Below are 20,553 nucleotides of genomic sequence, written 5' to 3' on the forward strand. Positions count from 1 at the left end.
TCTCGGCGCGACGCCCGACGGCCCGATCGAGCCACCTCCGGCCATGGCCCCGTTTAGAGTTGGAGGATGAACGAGACCGACCGGCTGTACCAGACCACCGACGCCTTCGGACGGGTGCCGAGCGGCCTCGACCTCGTCGTCTCACTGACGGGTTTCTCCGATGCGGGTTCCGCTGCGTCGCAGTTCAACGAGTACGCCCTGGGCGCCCTGACCTCTGAACCCGTCGCCGTCTTCGACAACGACGTACTGCTCGACTACCGTGCGCGACGTCCCATCATCTACTTCAATCAAGATCACGTGAGCGACTACTCGCCCGCGAAGTTGCAGTTGAGCCTCGCCTTCGACGACCTGCAGCAGCCGTTCCTCTTGCTCACGGGCTACGAGCCCGACTTCCGCTGGGACGGGTTCATCGCGCAGGTGCTTGACCTCATGGACCAGTTCGAGGTCGCGTCGACGACGTGGGTGCACGCCATCCCCATGCCCGTTCCGCACACGCGCCCCATCGGCGTCACGGTCTCGGGCAACCGCTCCGACCTGATCGAGTCGATGAGCGTCTGGCGCCCGCACACGCAGGTGCCGGCCAACGTCTTGCACCTGCTCGAGTTCCGGCTCGCGGCGCGCGGGGCGGATGTCTCGGGCTTCGCGCTCCTGATTCCGCACTACCTGGCCGACACCGAGTATCCGTCGGCGGCCCTCGCCGCGATCGACAGCATCAGCGCCGCCACCGGGCTCATCCTGCCCACCGACTCCCTGCGCGAAGACGGTCGCGAGTTCGTCTCGCGCATCGACGAGCAGGTCGCGGGCAACGAAGAGCTGCAGCGCCTCGTCGGAACGCTCGAGGAGCGCTACGACACCTATATGGAGGGGAGCGCGCTGAAGTCGCCGCTCGTCGACTCCGAGGGCGGGCTGCCGTCGGCCGACGAGATCGCGGCCGAGCTCGAGAAGTTCCTCGCGGGTCGCCGTGGCGGAGACGAGCGTCGCCCCGAGGACTGGCGCTAGCAGTTTCACCCGGCGCACTCGTTCGGCGCGCCTTCTTCTCTAGCCGGCGGCATCCGTCTAGCGCTCGACTGTCATCCGCTGTGCGCAGCAGGCGTAGGGTTGTCCGGTGAACTCTCGCAGATCTTGGCTCGTTTTCGGGATCGGCGTCTTCGCCTACATCGCCGCAGTGATGCAGCGCACCACTCTCGGGGTGGCAGGGGTCTCGGCCGTCGACCGGTTCGACGCATCCGCCGCCGCCCTGTCGTCGATCGCCGTTCTTCAACTCATCGTCTATGCCGCTATGCAGGTGCCGGTGGGCGTGCTCATCGACCGCCTGGGCCCCCGCGTGCTCATCATGTCGGGGCTCGTCATGCTCGTTATCGGCCAGAGCCTCATGGCGTTCGCCGAGGTCATCCCGCAGGCGATCGGCGGTCGCATCCTCGTCGGTGCCGGCGATGCCGCGATCTTCGTCTCGGTCATGCGTCTGGTGACCTCGTGGTTCCAGGGGCGCATCGTGCCCCAGCTGTCGCAGTGGGTGGGCAACTTGGGCCAGCTCGGCCAGGTGCTGTCCGCCATCCCCTTCGCGTTCGTTCTGCACTCATTCGGATGGCAGCCGGCCTTCCTCTTCGCCGCCGCCATGGCCGCGCTGGCCCTCGTTCTCGGCCTCGCGTGCATCCGCGACCGACCGCGCGACTCGATCGAGCCGCCACGCGTGAGCAGTTGGGGCGAGGCCCTGCACCAGCTGAAGCTCAGCTTCAAACGCCCCGGCACCCAGCTCGGCTTCTGGGCTCACTTCGTCACACAGTCGAGCGGAACGGTCTTCTCGTTGCTCTGGGGCATCCCGTTCCTCGTCTACGGCCTCGGCTACTCCGAGGGCTTCGCGGCCGCGATGCTGCTCGTGATCGTGGGATCCGGCGTGGTCTTCGGGCCGCTCCTCGGGTTGCTGACGGCGCGCTACCCCTATCGCCGGTCGAATCTCGTGCTGGGCATCGTCTTCGCGATGGCGGTGGCCTGGACCGCGGTTCTGCTCTGGCCGGGAACGCCGCCCTTCTGGCTCGTGCTTCTGCTCCTCATCGTTCTGGGCGCGGGCGGCCCGGGCTCGCTCATCGGCTTCGACTTCGCGCGCACCTTCAACCCCACGCGCGTGCTCGGCTCGGCCAATGGCGTGGTCAACGTGGGCGGGTTCCTCGCCAGCTTCGTCATGATGTTCCTCATCGGCACCGTGCTGGATGCCCTCGGCCATGGCGCCGACTCGCCGTCCGAGCTCTATTCGCTCGATTCGTTCCGGGCCGCCTTCTGCGTGCAATACGTGGTCATCGGTGCGGGTGTCGTCATGCTCCTGCACGCCCGCCGTCGCACGCGTCGACGCCAGAACGAAGAAGAAGGAATACGCGTGGCCCCCATCTGGGTTGCACTGGTACACAAGCTGAGGCGCGGACGGCGACGCTGAGTCATCGAGGCACCCCCGTCCGTGGCTCAGATTTGCAGAAAACCGTGGCATAATGGTTGACAGAGACCCGGTCTTGTCATAGGCGCATCCGAAACTCGTGATTCCCTCCGTGCATCCGCACAGGAAAAGGAAGCACCGTGATTTCGGGTGAGTTCGTTTAGGACTTGACATGGGTCTTCGTAATGTCCGAAAACACGCGAAAGCGTGTCTGTCCGATACCTGTTGCGTCCGTGTGCGGGGGAGCGATATCGCTGACACACGGGCCTCGAATAAAGTCGCGTCGCTTCCGGGGACGCGTGGGACTGGAAGGTGTTCGTATGGCCACTAAGGCCGCCGTAGCCGCTGCAGAAGCGGTTACCTCCGAAACAGAGGTCGACACCGTCGACCAGAAGACCACCGCCGCGGCCAAGAAGGCCCCGGCGAAGAAGGCAGCTGCCGCTAAGGCTCCCGCCGCCAAGGCACCGGCCAAGAAGGCGCCCGCCAAGAAGGCTGCCGGCACCACCGCCAAGCGCGGCACCAAGGCCGCAGCCACCGACGAGCCCGATGAGGACGCCGAGCCCGTCGAAGACGTCGCGATCGAGGTCGACGACGACGAGACCGCCGAGGTCGAAGAGGGCACGGGGGAGAAGGCCGCCGTGGCCGCCGCCGCCGAGGTCCTGCCGCAGGGCGCCATGGTGCTCTCGTTCGGCGGCGACGACGAGGACGAGGTCCCCGTCTACTCCAGCGCTATCACCGGTGCCACCGCCGACCCGGTCAAGGACTACCTGAAGCAGATCGGTAAAGTCGCGCTGCTGAACGCGGCCGAAGAGGTCGAGCTCGCCATGCGCATCGAAGCGGGCCTGTTCGCCGAAGACAAGCTGTCGCACATGACCGACCAGGAGAAGCGCACGCAGCTCGGCCGCGAGCTCACCTGGGTCGCGAAAGACGGTGCCCGTGCCAAGAGCCACCTCCTCGGTGCCAACCTCCGACTCGTCGTCTCGCTCGCGAAGCGCTACACGGGCCGCGGCATGCAGTTCCTCGACCTGATCCAGGAAGGCAACCTGGGCCTCATCCGTGCCGTCGAGAAATTCGACTACACCAAGGGCTTCAAGTTCTCGACCTACGCCACCTGGTGGATCCGTCAGGCCATTACGCGCGCCATGGCCGACCAGGCCCGCACCATCCGCATCCCCGTGCACATGGTCGAGGTCATCAACAAGCTCGCTCGCGTGCAGCGCCAGATGCTCCAGGACCTGGGTCGCGAACCCACGCCCGAAGAGCTGAGCCGCGAACTCGACATGACGCCCGAGAAGGTCGTCGAGGTGCAGAAGTACGGCCGCGAGCCCATCTCTCTCCACACCCCCCTGGGTGAAGACGGCGACAGCGAATTCGGTGACTTGATCGAAGACACCGAGGCCGTGGTTCCCGCCGACGCCGTGGGATTCACCATGCTGCAGAAGCAGCTGGAAAGCCTGCTCGACTCGCTCTCCGAGCGCGAAGCCGGAGTCATCCGCATGCGCTTCGGCCTGGGCGATGGCATGCCGAAGACACTCGACCAGATCGGCGACACGTTCGGGGTCACCCGCGAACGCATCCGTCAGATCGAATCCAAGACGATGGCGAAGCTGCGCCACCCGTCGCGGTCGCAGTCGCTTCGGGACTACCTTGAGTAAGCCCGGAAGCCTCGCGTTCGTACCCCCCGTCGTTGCGGGCCGGCTCGCCCGGTTCGCAACGCGGTTGCGCGGCGGCGGAAGTGCGTTCCCGGGGCTCGTAGCCCAGAAGGTGGCGCCCACGTTCATCAGCGACGTGATGTCGCAGCTGCCCTACGGCGCCGTCGTGGTGCTCGGGTCGAACGGCAAGTCGACGACCACCAACATCCTGACCGCCATCGTGCGCGAACACGGCTTGAAGGTGTTCTCGAACCCGTCGGGCGCGAACATGCCGCAGGGCATCGCCTCGGCGCTGCTTGCCGACACGTCGTTGACGGGCAAGCTCGACGCCGATATCGCCATCCTCGAGGTGGACGAGGCCTACGGTCAGTTGATCTGCCGTCAGGTGAAGCCGCGCTCGGCCGTCATCCTCAACCTCGTGGTCGACCAGATCTATCGCTTCGGCGAGCCCGACCGAGTCGCGGGCATGTTCCGCGACATCCTGGGCGAGGTCAGCGACTACGTCGCGCTCAACCGCGACGACAACTTCCTCGCCAACCTCGGCACCACGATCGAGAACGAGGGTCGTTTGGCGATCGACTACTTCGGCGTCGACGCCGAGGTGCTCGCCGCCGCGCCGCACGGTCAGGTCTCCGCCACGGACTATGCCGGAGGCAAGGCCGACCCGTCGGCCGCACCCCGGCACGTGGTGGCCGAAGTGGTCGCTGCTTCTGGCTATGACGCGACCATCTCGTTCGAGGGCGTCGAACACGCGGTGCGCATGCCCGCTCGCGGGTTGCACTACGCCGTCGATATCGCCGCCGCTTTCACCTTGGCGCGCAAGACGCTCGGCGAGAAGTTCGACATTGCGAAAGCCATCCACGCCGTGCAGACCACCAAGACCGTCTACGGTCGCGGCGAGATCCTCACGGTGGACGGCGTCGAGATCGAGATTCTCATGCTCAAGAACCTCGCGAGCCTGCAGCTCAACCTCGACTCGCTCGACCGCGTGCCCGACTCGGTGCTCTTCGCGTACGACGACTCCAGCTACGACCCGTCCTGGCTCTACACAGCCGACCTGTCGAAGCTCGACTACGTCGACGTGATCTCTGGCCCCAAGGGCGCCTTCATCGCCCTGCGCCTCGCCTATGAGGGCAAGGGATACGGCGTGATCGAGAGCGACACGACGAAGGCGGTGCAGCGCATGCTCGACGGTCCCAAGCCGAAGAGCGGGCGACACACGTTCTTCCTCGACTACGACCAGATGTTGCTGACGCGCAAATACCTGGGCTACAAAGACCTGGAAGCGGGTGCGGCATGACCATCAAGATCGTTGAGCTCTACCGCGACTACCTCGCCGTGAACGGCGACGTGGGTAACGTCTTCGTGCTGGCACGCCGCATGCGACTCGCCGGTATCGATGTCGAAGAGATCCAGGTGAACGAGGGCGACGACCTGCCCGAGGGCGCCGATATCGTGACCATCGGCTCGGGGCCGGGAAGCGCCGTGCGCGCCATCGCGCCCGAGCTGCAGCGCCACGCCGAGACCCTGCAGTCGTGGGCCGCCGCTGGTGTGCCCATGATCGCGGTCGGAGGAGGCTTCCACCTCTTCGGTCGCACGGTCTCGTTCGGCGAGGCTGGCACGGTTCAGGGCGCGGGCGTGTTCCCGATGGACACCGACGCCAACGTCGCGCGCGTGCGCACCGACGCTTTCGCGGCCGACAGTAACTACGGGCTGCTCGTCGGCACGGAGAACCACAGCTCGGAGTCCGTTGTCGACGGTGGCACGGCAGTGCCGCTCGGCACCGTGCGCAATGGACGCGGCAACCGTGTCGCACCCAATGGTGCGCGCCACGAAGGCATCGTCGTGAACGAGGCGGTTGGAACCCACCTGGGTGGGCCCGTACTCGTGCTCAACCCGCGGCTGACCGACCACATCATCGAGGTCGCGACGACGCGCCGCGGCGAGACCTATACGAAGAATGCCGAACACGAGTCGATCGACCGCGTGGTCGACCTGGCGCGCACGGTGCTCATCGACAAGGCGAACCTCGGCTAGAGCACTCGCAACGCTCGGAGCCTTCAGCGGGCCATGAGCGCGGAATACATTCAGACAATACAGAAGCGCCCGACCTGATGGTCGGGCGCTTCGTCGTGTCAGAAGGATGGTTCGTCACGAAGACGGTGGGGTGCACGGCGGCATCGTGTGACGCCGTGCACGGATGGGCTGACTAGGCGCGCTGCTCTTCGAACAGTCGCGACGACTCGTCGTGCCACGTGTGAGCGATCGAGGACAGCTTCTCCTGGTACTTGCGGCCGTGGTGGGCGCAGAAGAAGAGGTCGCCGTTGTTGATCGTCACGCGGATGTAAGCCTGGGCCCCGCAGCTGTCGCAGCGGTCGGCCGCGGTCAGTTGCTGCTGGGCTGCATCGGTGCCCGTAGCGGTGTCGATGCCTGTTTCGTTTGCGATGTGTGACATGGTGTGCCCTCCTGACTCGTGGGGATGGTCTCGCGTACTTGCTATGTAACCACGCGCTTCTGGGAACGATCGGAGCCGTGCGGGGTATTTCGCTGTACGCGTAGATATCTTCGCCACCGTGGGTGTCATTGGATTGGACGTCGGTGGTTCCACGTAGAGTTAACGCTTGTGAACTCCGACTATTCCGCCCGCCATCTCTCGGTCCTCGAAGGTCTCGAAGCGGTGCGCAAACGGCCCGGAATGTACATCGGTTCCACCGATTCCCGCGGCCTCATGCACTGCCTGTGGGAGATCATCGACAACTCTGTCGACGAAGCCCTCGGCGGTCACGGCGATCGCATCGACATCCGTCTTTACCCCGACGGCAGCGTCGAGGTGCGCGACACGGCTCGCGGCATCCCCGTCGACATCGAGCCCAAGACCGGGTTGACGGGTGTCGAGGTCGTGTTCACCAAGCTACACGCCGGCGGCAAGTTCGGCTCGGGGTCATACGCCTCGTCGGGTGGGCTGCACGGTGTCGGCGCATCCGTCGTCAACGCGCTGTCCGAGCGCCTCGATGTCGAGGTCGACCGCAACGGCAAGACCTATGCCATGAGCTTCCACCGCGGCGAGCCCGGCATCTTCGCCGACAACGGCGAGCCCACACCCGATGCTCCCTTCACGCCGTTCGAGAACGGCAGCGAGCTGCGCGTCGTGGGCAAGGTGAAGCGCGGTGTCACGGGGTCGCGCATTCGCTACTGGGCCGACCGTCAGATCTTCACCAAGGGCGCCGCGTTCAGCGTCGAAGACCTGCAGGCTCGCGCTCAGCAGACCGCGTTCCTCGTGCCCGGCCTCACGCTCATCATCGAAGACGAGCGCGCCAATGATCCCATCCGCACCGAATACCGTTACGACGGCGGCATCTCCGAGTTCGTCGACTACCTAGCGGGCGATCAGCCCATCACCGACACCTGGCGTCTGACCGGCGATGGCACCTTCACTGAAACCGTGCCCGTTCTGACCGACGGCGGGGCCATGGTGCCCACCGAGGTCGAGCGTCGCTGCGAGGTCGACATCGCGCTGCGCTGGGGCACCGGCTACGAGACCATCATGCGCTCCTTCGTCAATATCATCGCGACGCCCAAGGGCGGAACGCACCAGGCGGGCTTCGACCAGGGGCTGCTCAAGTTCGTTCGCTCGCAGGTCGAGCTCAACGCTCGTCGCCTTAAGGCAGGCAACGACAAGGTCGAGAAAGACGACGTGCTCGCCGGTCTCACGGCTGTGCTGACGGTGCGCTTGCCCGAACCGCAGTTCGAGGGGCAGACCAAAGAAGTGCTCGGCACGCCCGCCGTGCGCAGCATCGTCTCGAGCGTCGTGGCCAAGGCCATGAAAGAGCTGTTCGCCTCGCCGAAACGCGACGACAAGGCGCAGACGGCCCTCGTGCTCGACAAGGTCGTGGCCGAGATGAAGTCGCGGCTGTCTGCTCGCGCGCACAAAGAGACGCAGCGACGCAAGAACGCGCTCGAGAACTCGTCGCTTCCGGCCAAGCTCGTCGACTGCCGATCGAGCGACGTCGCGCACAGCGAACTCTTCATCGTCGAGGGTGACTCGGCACTCGGCACGGCCAAGCTCGCCCGAGACAGCAACTTCCAGGCGCTGCTGCCCATCCGCGGCAAGATCCTCAACGTGCAGAAGGCCTCCGTGTCGGACATGTTGTCGAACAACGAGTGCGCCTCCATCATCCAGGTGCTCGGCGCCGGGTCGGGGCGCTCATTCGACATCTCGCAGGCGCGCTACGGCAAGGTCATCCTGATGAGCGATGCCGACGTCGACGGCGCCCACATCCGCACGCTGCTGCTCACGCTGTTCTTCCGCTACATGCGGCCCATGATCGAAGAGGGTCGCGTCTTTGCCGCCGTGCCGCCGCTGCACCGCGTCGTCGTGATGAACCCGGGGTCGAAGCCCAACGAGACGATCTACACCTATTCCGAGGCCGAACTGGCCGGAGTGCTGGCGGGGCTCAAGCGCACCAACAAGCGCTACCAGGAGCCGATTCAGCGCTACAAGGGTCTCGGCGAGATGGATGCCGACCAGCTGGCGACGACCACCATGGATCGCTCGAACCGCACGCTCCGACGTGTGCAGGTGCAGGATGCCGAGATGGCCGGCAAGGTCTTCGAACTGCTCATGGGCAACGAGGTGGCGCCGCGCAAGGAGTTCATCGTCGAGAGCTCGGATCGTTTGAACCGCGACAGCATCGACGTCTAGCACCCGTAGGGGATCGGGGCGTTACGTTAACAGCGATCCGCCTCTGTCAGCTGTGCACGCTGTGCCGTTCCGCGACGAGCCCCGGAGTAGTTGCACCGGCGAGCCTGTGGAGCGGAGCGATCATGCGGCGGAGCGGAGCGTCCGTGGAGCGGAGCGTTCGTGTTTCGGTGAGCTCGGCAGCCACATCGACGTTGAGGGGCCGCCCACGAGCGAAAGCGGGCGGCCCCTCAATATGCCTCCGGAAGAGTGCTCCTCGGGCGTGACTTCCTTAGAAGAGAGCAGCGTCGTCCGACTCGCCGCCGTCGTCAGGCACGCTCGGGATGTCTGACGCCGCCAATGGCGTGTCGAGGGCATCCTGGACGGATGCTTCAGAGCCGGCCCCGTCGACGGTCAAGGTGGTTCCGACGGCGCTCTCAGGCGATTCGCTGGGCGCCGATGGCGCCGAATCGGCGGTGTCCCGCTCGGCGGCGGTAAGCGGCACGGGGTCGGATCCGGCCGCGAGGGCTCCCACGGCGTCGGCCGGCGTCGCAATGCTCGCACCGATGTAGCCCACGACGCCCTCTAGGAACTGACCCGACGCGTCGCGCTTGGCGAGGGCCTCGGGGAGCTTGCGCACGGCGCCGTCGGTAGCAACGGCCAGAGCCGGCTCGGGGCCGACCCAGGCCACGACGAGTGCATCCTCACCCTTCAGGAAGCGCTGCGCCCGCACGCCGCCGGTCGCGCGACCCTTGGCCGGGAACTCGTCGAAGGCGCTCACCTTGCCGCTGCCGGGGTCGGTGCCGGCCAGCGCGCTGGTGTTCGCAGCGACCGTCGCGACGACGGTGCGCGTCGTCTCGTCGGCCCGCACGACGTGGAACGAGATGACCGAGGCGCCGGCACCGAGCTTGATGCCCGCCATGCCTCCGGCGGTACGCCCCTGCGGGCGGACGGCGGAGGCGGCGAACCGCAAGAGCTGGGCGTCGCTCGTGACGAACACGAATTCATCCGTGTCGGTCGACGGGGCCGCCGCGATGACGACGTCTTTCGGCTTCAGCTGGATGACCTCGAACTCGGGTTTGTTCGGCCAGTCGCCCGGCGTGACGCGTTTGACCACACCGGTCCGCGTGCCGAGGGCGATCGGTTTGGCCGAGTCGAGGGCCACGACCGCGAGCACGCGCTCCTTGGGCTGCAACGTGATGTAGTCGGCGATGCGCACGCCCGCGCCCAGCTGCACCGAGTTGGGCGGCACGACGGGCAGCTCGAGCGGCGAGAACCGGATGAGGCGGCCGAGGCTCGTCACAGCGCCCACCTCGGTGCGGCTCGACGTCTCGAGCATCGACAGCACGGCGTCGTGTTTGCTGCGGCGCGGGGGAGCGGCGACGGGTTCGAGGCCACCCTCGCCGGGGTAGTCGACGCGCACCATGCGCCCGGTCGCGCTCAGGTAGATGCGGCAGGGCGTGTCGGCGAGCTCGAGCACGGGCTGGTTCTTGCGCGACCCGGCCGAGGCGATAGACGGCTTTGCGGCCGTCAGGAGGGTGCGTCGGGGTGTGCCGAATTGCTCGGCGACGGCCTCGAGCTCGTCGGACACGAGAGCGTGCAACCGAGCCGTGCTGCCGAGGATCTCTTCGAGCTCGGCGATCTCGGCGAGCAGCTTGTCGCGCTCGGCCTCGAGTTCGATACGAGAGAACTTGGTGAGGCGCCGCAGGCGCAGCTCGAGGATGTACTCGGCCTGCACCTGGCTGAGGTCGAATACGTCGATCAGCCGCGAGCGCGCCTGGTCGCTGTCATCCGACGCGCGGATGACCTGGATGACCTCGTCGATGTCGAGGATCGCGATGAGCAGACCCTCGACGAGGTGCAGGCGCTCCTTGCGCCGCGCCAGGCGGTAGGTCGAGCGGCGCGTGACCACCGAGATGCGGTGCTTCACATAGACCTCGAGCAGCTCGCGCAGGCCCAGCGTGCGCGGCCCGCCCTCGACGAGCGCGACGTTGTTGATTGAGAACGAGTCCTCGAGCGGCGTGTAGCGGTAGAGCTGTTCGAGCACGGCCTCGGGACTGAAACCCGTCTTGATGCCAATGACGAGCTGCAGCCCGTTGGTGCGGTCGGTGAGGTCGGTGACGTCGGAGATGCCCGAGAGCTTCTTGTTGTTGACGCCGTCTTTGATCTTCTCGATGACCTTCTCGGGGCCGACGAGGTAGGGCAGCTCGGTGACGATGATGCCCTGCTTGCGCGGCGTGATCGCCTCGATGCGCACGCGGGCTCGCGTCTTGAACGCTCCGCGGCCCGTGGCATAGGCGTCTCGGATGCCGTCGAGGCCGACGATGGTGCCACCGGTGGGCAGATCGGGGCCGGGCACGAACTCCATCAGATCGTCGAGCGAAGCATCCGGGTGTTCGAGCAGGTGGCGCGCGGCACCCACGACCTCGATGAGGTTGTGCGGGGCCATGTTGGTGGCCATGCCGACCGCGATGCCGCTCGCGCCGTTGACGAGGAGGTTGGGGTAGGCGGCCGGCAACACCTCGGGCTGCTGGAACTGGTTGTCGTAGTTGGGCACGAAGTCGACGACGTCTTCATCGAGGTCGGCCGTGAGCGCGAGCGCGGCGGCCTCGAGGCGCGCCTCGGTGTAGCGCGAGGCGGCCGGGCCGTCGTCGAGCGAGCCGAAGTTGCCGTGGCCGTCGACGAGCGGCACGCGCAGGGTGAAGGGCTGGGCCAGGCGCACGAGGGCGTCATAGATGGCGCTGTCGCCGTGCGGGTGCAGCTTTCCCATCACCTCGCCGACCACGCGGGCCGACTTCACGTGCCCACGGTCGGGCCGCAGCCCCATCTCGGTCATCTGATAGAGGATGCGGCGCTGCACGGGCTTGAGTCCGTCGCGGGCATCGGGAAGCGCACGCGAATAGATGACCGAGTAGGCGTACTCGAGGAAGGACCCCTGCATTTCAGCCGAGACGTCGACGTCTTCGATGCGCTCGTTGATCGGGGCGGCGGGGGCATTCTTATCGCTGCGGGGCATACGTGTTTTCTGACCTGGGTGGTGGTCCGGTTGCGGGCGACGGGAGGGTTCTCGCCTGGATGTGCCAGACTTTCCCGGTGGCTTCAATCGTATCGATCCCGCCCGTTCGTCCGCGCAGCCTGACCGGTGTGCTGCCGGATTCGCTGGCCGCGATCGGGGGTGTCGCCAACCCGTCGGGCCTGCCCGCGGTCGATCACGTCGTCGTGGTCGTCGTCGACGGCCTCGGCTCGCGTTTGCTCTCGGCGCGGTCGGGTTATGCCCGCTTCCTCCGCTCGGCCCCCGACCGCACCATCTCGACGGTCTTCCCGTCGACGACGGCGGCCGCGCTGACGTCCCTCACGACGGGGGCTGAACCCGGGCAGCACGGCCTCGTCGGCTATCGCATGCTCGATGCCCGGCACGATCGGCTGGTCAACGGCCTGACGGGCTGGGATGCCGGCATGGACCCCGAGACGTGGCAGCGCTGCCGCACGGTCTTCGAACAGGCGGGCGATGCGGATGTCGCAGCCTTCGCCGTCGGCCCCGCTACGTTCGCGGGTTCGGGCTTCACCCGGGCCACCCTGCGCGGCGCGTCCTACGAGCCCGCCGACACGTTGCGCGCCCGCTTCGAACGCGCGGACGCCCTCACACGGGCGAACAGCCGCTCACTCACCTACCTCTACGTGCCCGAACTCGACAAGATCTCGCACCAGCACGGCTGGGAGTCCGACCGCTGGACCGCGGCCCTCGAGGAGCTGGACGGCGAGATGCGACGTTTTGTCGCATCCGTCGGTCGGCGCGTCGGGGTGATCCTCACGGCCGACCACGGCTCGCTCGACGTTCCGCACGGGTCGCAGGTGCTGTTCGATCAGGCGCCCGAGCTGGTCGAGGGGGTGCGGCACGTGGGCGGGGAGCCGCGCTGCTTGCACCTCTACCTCGAACCCGGTGCGACGGCATCCGATCGGCTCGGCTTGGCGGATGTCTGGCGCGACTCGGAGGGCGAGCGTGCATGGGTGTTCAGCCGGGACGAAGCGGTCGGCGACGGACTCTTCGGGGACGTGCACGACGACGTTTTGCCGCGCATCGGCGACGTCATCGTGGCGGCCCGCAAACGCATCGCCTATTACGACTCCCGGCCGGCCGATCAGGCGGCGCGACGCATGGTCGGTCAGCATGGTTCGCTGACCGATGAGGAACGGACGGTTCCGTTCATCCGCTTCGGAGCCTTCGGACAGTAACGACCCCGACGCGTTAGTGCGCACTCACAGTGAGCACTCACGATCATCCGAGAGAGCACCGCGAAGTATGTCCCGGTGGACCGGGCTCATCCGCGGTGCGGCAGTCGCCTCACGAGCGCCCTCGGGATGTCGGGCGTCAGCGATTCTCAGTCGTCGTCGGTTCGAGCGCCGAAGACGATCTCGTCCCACGACGGCATGGCCGTGCGGCCACGCTTGGACCCGCGAGCCGGCGTGATGGCCGGGGGCTTCTGGTCGTCGTCTGAGCGCTTCGAGGAGGCCGCGCCCGTGAGGGTGTCGAAGTTCTCGAGCGGCACGTCGACGGGCCGCACGGGGCCGCGCAACGGGCCGTGATCGTCGTGGGCCTCGGCCTCACCGTTGCGCGGACCGCGGTCGCCACGATCGTTGCGGTCGCCGCTCGCACGCTCGCGGGACTCGTCGGTGCGCGACGCATCGCGCAGGCCCGAAGGGTTCGACGCGCTGGCGGCGCCGGCGGCGAAGGGGGAGTCGGAGAACGGCGAGCCGCCGAAGGGGGCGGAACCACGTTCACCGGACGGCTGCACGGAGGGGCGCGCGGCGTCGGGAGCGGGCGAGGCTTCGGGCTGCGGCGCACGGGCGGCCGATTCGCGTTCGCCACGGCGGCGGCGCAGGGCTTCGAGCAGGTCGGCCGTCTGGTTCGACGGCCCGCCCTGGTCCTCGGCACGGTTGATCGCGGCATCCGCGGCCTTCGACGAGCTGCGGTGGTGGGGCGCGACATCCACGGGGCCGATCTCGATCTGAGAGGCCGTGTCGTTGAGGTCGATCTCGGGGTCGGCGGCCGCTGGCACGAACGTGAACGCTCCGCTGTCGAACCGGCTGTCATCGGGTGACGAAGACTCGCGCTCGACGGCGCGCAGCTTGGGGATGAGTCCCTCGGCGGGCAGCGCGCCCTGGCGCGACAGCGTCACGGCTTCGGCTCCGAGCGGCGCGAGGGCGTTCTTCTTGGGCTCGAAGGTCCAGCGGGCGTCGTGCTCGACATCGGAGGCCGTGAACGACAGCTTGACGATCCAGCCGTTCTCATCCTTCCAGCTCGTCCAGCGCTCGTCGCTCGCGTCGAGACTCTCGAGGCGCGCACGGATGGCGGACCCGAACGTCGGCTCCTCGTCATCCACGCGGGGGTCGATGGCCGCGAGCACCGGAACGCTGAGGGCCGCTGCAACCATGTGCTCACGTTCGGCGACGATGGGGCCCTCGAAACGGCGCACGTAGTCGATCTCGGCGCCCGTGACATCCGCGACCTCTTCGGCCGACATGCCCGAGCGGATGTGAGCCTGGATCTCGCGAGGGCTCAGCTTCGGGGCATCGCCCGTCGCCTGTTTGCGCGCGCGACGCACATGGGAGAGAAGGGACTCGTCGACGGCGAGGCGAAATTGCACCCCGTTGTCGGTGCTCGCGACGATGGCATTGCCGTCGACGCCGATGACAGTCAGTTCCTGCATAATCATGTGCCTCCGAGGCTGAGATCAATTCACTCGATGGTCGCACGTCGAACCCCTGTAGACCGGGAATAACGCGGGCGTGCCGTGAGTTGGATGCAGCGACGAATCAGGGAGCCCAGTACTGGTTTGCTATTCGTTCATCTTTGATGCAAACTATCGCCGCCGGACACGGTCGGCGGACGAGAAAAGAAGTGGAAAACAATGGCAACGGATTATGACGCACCCCGAAAGAGCGACGACGACTCTGAGTCGATCGAGGCCCTGAAGGAGCGTGTCCCCGACAAGCTGTCTGGTGCGGTCGACGTCGAAGACGCCGACAACCCGGGTGGCTTCGACCTTCCCGGCGCCGACCTCTCCGACCTCGACCTCGATGTCGTCGTGCTGCCTCCCCAGGCAGACGAGTTCACGTGCGTGGAGTGCTTCCTCGTGAAGCACCGCTCGCTCATCGACCACGAGACCAAGCTCGGCGCGATCTGCGTGGAGTGCGCCGCCTAAGCAGCAGGCCTGCTCAGACGCTTTCTGGCCGTCGCGATCCCTCGATCGCGGCGGCCAATTTTTGTGGCTCCCGCGTGGACACGAGCCAGTAGGGCGTCGGGTCGTTGTCGTCGAGCACGGGGATGCGGACGACCCCGGAAATCCATCCGCGGAACAACATGTAGGCGCGAGCGTCGAGCTTGCGGCCACGCTGTAAAGCGGCGTCGGTTCCTGTGAATGCCTTGGGAGTCCCGACCAGGTCGAGGCTGATGCGGGCCCGGCCGGCGCGCAGCTCGCCGTCACCGACGCTGATGGTCGGAGCGCCCACGACGAACAGGGTGGTCATGCCGCCATAGAGAATCACCGCCGTGATGACTCCGGCCACCCACGAGATGGGGGCGAGGACGAGGATGCTGGCGGGGATGACGAGCGCCGTCGAAATGTAGATCCAGGGGGCCGGCCAGAGCCGTTCGCGATAAGGGGACATGACTCACTTCGTTGATCGATCTGCACTACCCTCGATCTGTGACCGAAAGCGTTGACGTTCTTATTATCGCCCCCGAGGTTCCGCGCTACGCCCATCCGGGTGACGCGGGCGCCGACCTGGTGTCCAGCGAGCACCTGATTCTCCAGCCGGGCGAGCGTCGACTGGTCGGCACGGGAGTCTCCATCGCCCTGCCCGACGGCTTCGTCGCCTTCGTCGTGCCGCGCTCCGGCCTCGCCACCAAGCACGGCATCACCATCGTGAATTCGCCGGGCACGGTCGACGCCGGCTACCGGGGCGAGATCAAGGTCACCCTGCTCAACACGGATGCGCGCGAGCCCTACGAGATCGCGGTCGGCGACCGCATCGCGCAGCTCATCGTCATGCCCGTCTCCCGGGCCACGTTCGTTCCCGTCGAGACGTTGCCGGGTAGTGCCCGCGGCGCCGGCGGCTTCGGTTCGACGGGCTACGACAGCGCCGCGGCATCCGACCCCACTTCTTCTGACACACCGACTGGAGCGAACGCATGAAACTGCGCAAAGGCAAGAACAAAGAGGAACAGCCCGACACCGCCATCGAGACGGTCGACGCCGCCACGGCAGATGAGGCGTCGTCCGAGGTGACGACGGCCACGGGTGACGCGCTCGAAGCTCCCGCCGACGAGGAGACGGTTCTCGACACCACGAAGTCGGCACCCGACGACCGCGCCACCGAAGGCCCGCTCGACGAGAGCGAAGCCAACGCCGTGCGCCCCTACATCGACCTCGGGGGAGTGAAGATCCTTCCGCGGGAGGGGCTGAACCTGCGCCTCGAGATCGAGGAGTCGACCAAACGCATCGTGGCGGTGGGTCTCGACTACGCCGAATCCACGCTGCAGATCCAAGCCTTCGCGGCGCCCCGCTCGATCGGCCTGTGGAACGAGACGCGCGAGCAGATCGCCGAGCAGATCGGTTCTCAGGGCGGAACGGTCACCGAGCGTGAGGGTGGTCTCGGCTACGAGCTGCTCGCCGAGGTGCCCGTTCAGGTGCCCGCCGGTCAGCCGGCCGCCACCCGCATCGCCCGCTTCGTGGGCGTCGATGGACCCCGCTGGTTCCTGCGCGGCGTCATCGCCGGTGCCGGGGCGACGGATGCCGAGAAGGGCGCCCTCGTCGAGGAGCTCTTCCGCAGCGTCGTCGTCGTGCGCGGCGACACCCCCATGCCCCCGCGCGACCTCATTCCCCTGAAGATGCCCGCCGGCGCGGGTGAAGAGGCGTAGAGCCTCGACATGAGCGATCCCCACCAGGCAAGCGGCGAGCATCCCGTCGGCCGTTACGGCGCGTCGCCCGACGAGTCGGCGGCGCCGGCGCCGTCGTCGGCACAGCGCTCCACGGCCGACGATCACGGTGCGACAGGTCAAGACGCTCCCGAGCCGGCGACGGTCCTCGGGGCTTCCTTGGCCGGGGCGGCTCGTAAGGCCGGGCTGGGCGATCTCATGGAGTCCGAGCGGCCGACAGGGGCGGCCCTGCTGAAGGCGATGGGCGGTGTGCGCGGCATCATCGAGGCGATCGTTCCCGGCCTGTTGTTCCTCCTCGTCTTCACCTTCACGAAGAGTCTTCCCTGGGCCCTCGGGGTCTCGGTCGGCGTCGCGGCCATCCTCACGCTCTTGCGCATCATCGGCAAGACTCCCGTGACGGCGGCGCTCGGCGGCCTCGTGGGCGTGGTCTTGTCGGCCGTGCTGGCGCTGATCACCAACAAACCCGAGGACAACTTCGTTCTGGGCTTCATCACGAATGGCGCCTATGGTGCCGTGCTGCTCGTCTCGGTGTTCGTCGGCTGGCCGCTCATCGGCCTCGCGGTCGGCTTCCTCATGAACGACGGTGTCGCCTGGCGCCAGGACCGCGTCAAGCGCCGCGCCCTGCGCTGGCTGACGCTGGCATGGGCGGGTCTCTTCATCCTGCGCCTGGCCGTGCAGTTGCCTCTCTATTACTCGGGCAACGTCGAATGGCTGGGCTCCACCAAGTTGCTCATGGGCATCCCGCTCTACGCCCCGCTGCTCGTCGTCAGCTGGCTCGTGGTGCGCGGCCTTTACCGTGCTCCCGAAACGGATGCCGCGGCATCCGACACGCCTGCTCGCCCGGGTTCGCCCACCTGACGCTGCACCTCACCGCACGCTGCTAGAATTATCTCGACATCAAGATAAATACGGCAACGTTCGATCGCCGTCTCTCGGAAGCACTTAGGCTCGCCTTGCTAGCCTTACCCCCCTTCTGAGGCCGAGAATCGACAAGCGGCAAGCGTGCGACTTGCCTCTGCCAACGAAGGAGAAGGCACAGTGTCAAACGTGAACAGCTTTGGGGCCAAACAACAGCTCACCGTCGGTAAATCCGACTACGAGATCTTCCGAATCGACAGTGTCGCCGGTTACGAGAAGCTCCCGTTCAGCCTGAAGGTCCTGCTCGAGAACCTGCTCCGCACCGAAGACGGTAAGAACGTCACGCGGTCGCAGATCGAGGCCATCTCGCAGTGGAACCCGGCATCCGAACCCGACACCGAGATCCAGTTCAGCCCCGCCCGCGTTGTCATGCAGGACTTCACCGGTGTGCCCTGCATCGTCGACCTCGCCACCATGCGTGAGGCCGTCTCGGCCCTCGGTGGCGACCCCACCAAGATCAATCCGCTCGCTCCCGCCGAGCTGGTCATCGACCACTCGGTCATCGCCGACCTCTTCGGTCAGCCCAACGCCTTCGAGCGCAACGTCGAGATCGAATACGAGCGCAACGGTGAGCGCTACCAGTTCCTTCGCTGGGGCCAGACCGCGTTCGACGACTTCAAGGTCGTGCCGCCCGGAACGGGCATCGTCCACCAGGTCAACATCGAATACCTGGCGCGCGTCACCATGACGCGTGAGGTCGGCGGCGTGCTGCAGGCCTACCCCGACACGTGCGTCGGCACCGACTCGCACACCACCATGGTCAACGGCCTGGGTGTGCTCGGCTGGGGCGTGGGCGGCATCGAGGCCGAGGCGGCCATGCTCGGCCAGCCCGTCTCCATGCTCATCCCGAAGGTCGTCGGCTTCAAGCTCTCCGGCACCATCCCCACGGGTGTCACGGCCACCGACGTCGTGCTCACGATCACCGAGATGCTGCGCAAGCACGGTGTCGTCGGCAAGTTCGTCGAGTTCTACGGCTCGGGGGTGGGTGCCGTGCCGCTCGCCAACCGCGCCACCATCGGCAACATGAGCCCCGAGTTCGGCTCCACCGCGGCCATGTTCCCGATCGACGACGTCACGCTCGACTACCTGCGCCTCACGGGTCGCAGCGACGAGCAGGTCGCCCTGGTCGAGGCCTACGCCAAGGAGCAGACGCTCTGGCACGACCCGTCGGTCGAGCCGGTCTTCAGCGAGTACCTCGAGCTCGACCTCGCGACGGTCGTCCCCTCGATCGCCGGCCCGAAGCGCCCGCAGGACCGCATCGAGCTGTCCGAGGCCAAGAGCCAGTTCGCGGTCGACCTCAACAACTACGCAACGGTGGAGCACGACATCGTCGATCTGACCGTCGCGCAGTCGTTCCCGGCATCCGACCCCGGTGAATTGCAGCCGGAGGATGGCGAGTCGCACCACCACCACGAGCACCAGAGCACGGCACCGCAGACCGTGACGAAGCCCACCGAGATCACGCTCGCCTCGGGTGATGACGTCACGATCGACCACGGCGCCGTCGCCATCGCGGCGATCACCTCGTGCACCAACACGTCCAACCCGTCGGTCATGCTCGCGGCCGGTCTGTTGGCACGCAACGCCAGCAAGAAGGGCCTCAAGGCCAAGCCGTGGGTCAAGACCACGCTGGCACCGGGCTCGAAGGTCGTCACCGACTACTACGACAAGGCCGGCCTCACAGGCTACCTCGAAGACCTCGGCTTCTACCTCGTCGGCTACGGCTGCACCACGTGCATCGGTAACTCGGGCCCGCTGCCCGAGGAAGTGTCCGAGGCCGTGCAGAAGAACGATCTGGCCGTCACCGCCGTGCTGAGCGGAAACCGCAACTTCGAGGGTCGCATCAACCCCGACGTCAAGATGAACTACCTCGCGAGCCCTCCGCTCGTCATCGCCTACGCCCTCGCCGGCACCATGAACTTCGACTTCGAGACCGACGCACTCGGCCTCGACGCTGACGGCAACGATGTCTTCCTGAAGGACATCTGGCCCGACGCCGCCGAGGTGCAGTCGACCATCGACTCGTCGATCGACACCGAGATGTTCACCCACGAGTACGCGGGTGTCTTCGAGGGCGACGAGCGCTGGCGTTCGCTGCCCACCCCGACGGGCGCCACGTTCGAGTGGGACGAGAAATCCACCTACGTGCGGAAGCCCCCATACTTCGACGGCATGACGCTCGAGACCACCCCGGTCACCGACATCACGGGTGCGCGTGTTCTCGCCAAGCTGGGCGACTCGGTCACCACCGACCACATCAGCCCCGCCGGCCAGATCAAGGCCGACAGCCCCGCCGGCCACTACCTGGCCGCGAACGGCGTCGACCGCAAGGACTTCAACTCCTACGGCTCGCGCCGCGGAAACCACGAGGTCATGATTCGCGGAACCTTCGCGAACATCCGCCTGCGCAACCAGCTGCTCGACGGCGTCGAGGGTGGCTACACCCGCGACTTCACGCAGGAGGGCGCCCCGCAGTCGTTCATCTACGACGCGTCCGAGAACTACCAGGCCGCCGGCACCCCGCTCGTGATCTTCGCGGGCAAGGAGTACGGCTCGGGTTCGTCGCGTGACTGGGCCGCCAAGGGCACGTCGCTGCTCGGCGTGCGCGCCGTCATCGCCGAGAGCTTCGAGCGCATCCACCGCTCCAACCTCATCGGTATGGGCGTCGTGCCGCTGCAGTTCCCGGCGGGCGAGACGGCCGAGAGCCTGGGACTCGACGGAACCGAGGTCGTTTCGATCACGGGCATCGAAGAACTCAACGAGGGCCGCACGCCGAAGACCGTCCACGTGGTGGCAACGCCGAGCAACGAATCGGTTGCCTCGCGCACCCCGATCGAGTTCGACGCCGTCGTCCGCATCGACACGCCCGGTGAGGCCGATTACTACCGCAACGGTGGAATCCTGCAGTACGTGTTGCGCTCATTGGTCGCCTAGCTAGCAG

The 20,553-nt window shown here is 66.8% G+C and carries 16 protein-coding genes; 12 read left to right on the forward strand and 4 right to left on the reverse strand.

Annotated features, from left to right (window positions below; translation table 11 throughout):
• Positions 1–66 precede the first annotated feature (66 nt).
• The 5 genes from ACUWEX_RS07405 (at position 67) to ACUWEX_RS07425 (ending at position 6,114) form a co-directional block, all read left to right on the forward strand.
• On the forward strand, positions 67–999 hold the full coding sequence (locus tag ACUWEX_RS07405; protein WP_079727501.1) for a proteasome assembly chaperone family protein: 933 nt from the start codon (positions 67–69) through the stop codon (positions 997–999).
• Between the two features lie 106 nt (positions 1,000–1,105).
• Entirely contained in the window at positions 1,106–2,428 is a 1,323-nt protein-coding gene (locus ACUWEX_RS07410) for an MFS transporter (protein ID WP_445995823.1), read from the forward strand.
• 317 nt (positions 2,429–2,745) lie between these two features.
• Positions 2,746–4,080 carry an RNA polymerase sigma factor gene (locus ACUWEX_RS07415; protein ID WP_445995824.1) on the forward strand — a complete coding sequence of 445 codons (1,335 nt, stop codon included), beginning with the start codon at positions 2,746–2,748 and terminating at the stop codon, positions 4,078–4,080.
• Positions 4,081–4,189: 109 nt separating this feature from the next.
• A complete protein-coding gene (locus tag ACUWEX_RS07420; protein ID WP_143785352.1) occupies positions 4,190–5,377 on the forward strand; it encodes a Mur ligase family protein in 1,188 nt (395 codons plus the stop codon).
• Entirely contained in the window at positions 5,374–6,114 is a 741-nt protein-coding gene (locus ACUWEX_RS07425) for a type 1 glutamine amidotransferase (protein ID WP_445995825.1), read from the forward strand. Before ACUWEX_RS07420 ends, ACUWEX_RS07425 begins: the two co-directional genes overlap by 4 nt.
• A gap of 172 nt (positions 6,115–6,286) precedes the next feature.
• Here the strand turns inward: ACUWEX_RS07425 and ACUWEX_RS07430 are convergent, their stop codons facing one another.
• Positions 6,287–6,532, reverse strand: a complete 246-nt coding sequence (locus ACUWEX_RS07430; RefSeq protein WP_445995826.1) for a DUF7455 domain-containing protein — start codon at positions 6,530–6,532, stop codon at positions 6,287–6,289.
• Positions 6,533–6,700: 168 nt separating this feature from the next.
• Between ACUWEX_RS07430 and ACUWEX_RS07435 the strand changes: the two genes are divergently transcribed.
• A complete protein-coding gene (locus tag ACUWEX_RS07435) occupies positions 6,701–8,779 on the forward strand; it encodes a DNA gyrase/topoisomerase IV subunit B (protein ID WP_445995827.1) in 2,079 nt (692 codons plus the stop codon).
• A 268-nt stretch (positions 8,780–9,047) separates the two neighbouring features.
• On the opposite strand, the gene ACUWEX_RS07440 is transcribed toward ACUWEX_RS07435, so the two are convergent.
• Positions 9,048–11,771, reverse strand: a complete 2,724-nt coding sequence (locus tag ACUWEX_RS07440; protein ID WP_445995828.1) for a DNA gyrase/topoisomerase IV subunit A — start codon at positions 11,769–11,771, stop codon at positions 9,048–9,050.
• Positions 11,772–11,848: 77 nt separating this feature from the next.
• Here ACUWEX_RS07440 and ACUWEX_RS07445 point away from each other — a divergent pair, with 77 nt between their 5' ends.
• Positions 11,849–12,988 (forward strand): alkaline phosphatase family protein, encoded by a 1,140-nt coding sequence (locus ACUWEX_RS07445; RefSeq protein WP_445995829.1) that lies wholly within the window; start codon positions 11,849–11,851, stop codon positions 12,986–12,988.
• 146 nt (positions 12,989–13,134) lie between these two features.
• On the opposite strand, the gene sepH is transcribed toward ACUWEX_RS07445, so the two are convergent.
• A complete protein-coding gene (gene sepH, locus ACUWEX_RS07450; protein WP_445995830.1) occupies positions 13,135–14,463 on the reverse strand; it encodes a septation protein SepH in 1,329 nt (442 codons plus the stop codon).
• A 201-nt stretch (positions 14,464–14,664) separates the two neighbouring features.
• On the opposite strand from sepH, the gene ACUWEX_RS07455 reads away from it, so the two are divergent.
• Positions 14,665–14,958 (forward strand): DUF4193 domain-containing protein, encoded by a 294-nt coding sequence (locus tag ACUWEX_RS07455; RefSeq protein WP_077053270.1) that lies wholly within the window; start codon positions 14,665–14,667, stop codon positions 14,956–14,958.
• A 13-nt stretch (positions 14,959–14,971) separates the two neighbouring features.
• Here ACUWEX_RS07455 and ACUWEX_RS07460 read toward each other — a convergent pair whose 3' ends face one another.
• Positions 14,972–15,424, reverse strand: coding sequence for a DUF3093 domain-containing protein (locus ACUWEX_RS07460; RefSeq protein WP_079727511.1), 453 nt, complete (start codon positions 15,422–15,424; stop codon positions 14,972–14,974).
• A gap of 38 nt (positions 15,425–15,462) precedes the next feature.
• Here ACUWEX_RS07460 and dut point away from each other — a divergent pair, with 38 nt between their 5' ends.
• The 4 genes from dut (at position 15,463) to acnA (ending at position 20,546) form a co-directional block, all read left to right on the forward strand.
• Positions 15,463–15,951, forward strand: coding sequence for a dUTP diphosphatase (gene dut / locus ACUWEX_RS07465; RefSeq protein ID WP_445995831.1), 489 nt, complete (start codon positions 15,463–15,465; stop codon positions 15,949–15,951).
• A gap of 2 nt (positions 15,952–15,953) precedes the next feature.
• Positions 15,954–16,676, forward strand: a complete 723-nt coding sequence (locus ACUWEX_RS07470; RefSeq protein WP_407668757.1) for a DUF3710 domain-containing protein — start codon at positions 15,954–15,956, stop codon at positions 16,674–16,676.
• Between the two features lie 9 nt (positions 16,677–16,685).
• The gene (locus ACUWEX_RS07475; RefSeq protein WP_445995832.1) at positions 16,686–17,552 is read left to right on the forward strand and encodes a DUF3159 domain-containing protein; all 867 of its coding nucleotides are present in this window, start codon (positions 16,686–16,688) and stop codon (positions 17,550–17,552) included.
• A gap of 180 nt (positions 17,553–17,732) precedes the next feature.
• Positions 17,733–20,546 (forward strand): aconitate hydratase AcnA, encoded by a 2,814-nt coding sequence (gene acnA, locus ACUWEX_RS07480; RefSeq protein ID WP_445995833.1) that lies wholly within the window; start codon positions 17,733–17,735, stop codon positions 20,544–20,546.
• The last annotated feature ends 7 nt before the right edge of the window (positions 20,547–20,553 follow it).

This window comes from Okibacterium fritillariae (genome assembly GCF_052783725.1).

Bases quoted from the DNA above. Each gene is read 5' to 3' on its own strand.
- ACUWEX_RS07425 (WP_445995825.1), top strand. From the start codon at position 5,374: ATGACCATCAAGATCGTTGAGCTCTACCGCGACTACCTCGCCGTGAAC.
- ACUWEX_RS07440 (WP_445995828.1), bottom strand. From the start codon at position 11,771: ATGCCCCGCAGCGATAAGAATGCCCCCGCCGCCCCGATCAACGAGCGC.
- ACUWEX_RS07405 (WP_079727501.1), top strand. From the start codon at position 67: ATGAACGAGACCGACCGGCTGTACCAGACCACCGACGCCTTCGGACGG.
- ACUWEX_RS07475 (WP_445995832.1), top strand. From the start codon at position 16,686: ATGAGCGATCCCCACCAGGCAAGCGGCGAGCATCCCGTCGGCCGTTAC.
- ACUWEX_RS07460 (WP_079727511.1), bottom strand. From the start codon at position 15,424: ATGTCCCCTTATCGCGAACGGCTCTGGCCGGCCCCCTGGATCTACATT.
- ACUWEX_RS07430 (WP_445995826.1), bottom strand. From the start codon at position 6,532: ATGTCACACATCGCAAACGAAACAGGCATCGACACCGCTACGGGCACC.
- sepH (WP_445995830.1), bottom strand. From the start codon at position 14,463: ATGCAGGAACTGACTGTCATCGGCGTCGACGGCAATGCCATCGTCGCG.
- ACUWEX_RS07455 (WP_077053270.1), top strand. From the start codon at position 14,665: ATGGCAACGGATTATGACGCACCCCGAAAGAGCGACGACGACTCTGAG.
- ACUWEX_RS07415 (WP_445995824.1), top strand. From the start codon at position 2,746: ATGGCCACTAAGGCCGCCGTAGCCGCTGCAGAAGCGGTTACCTCCGAA.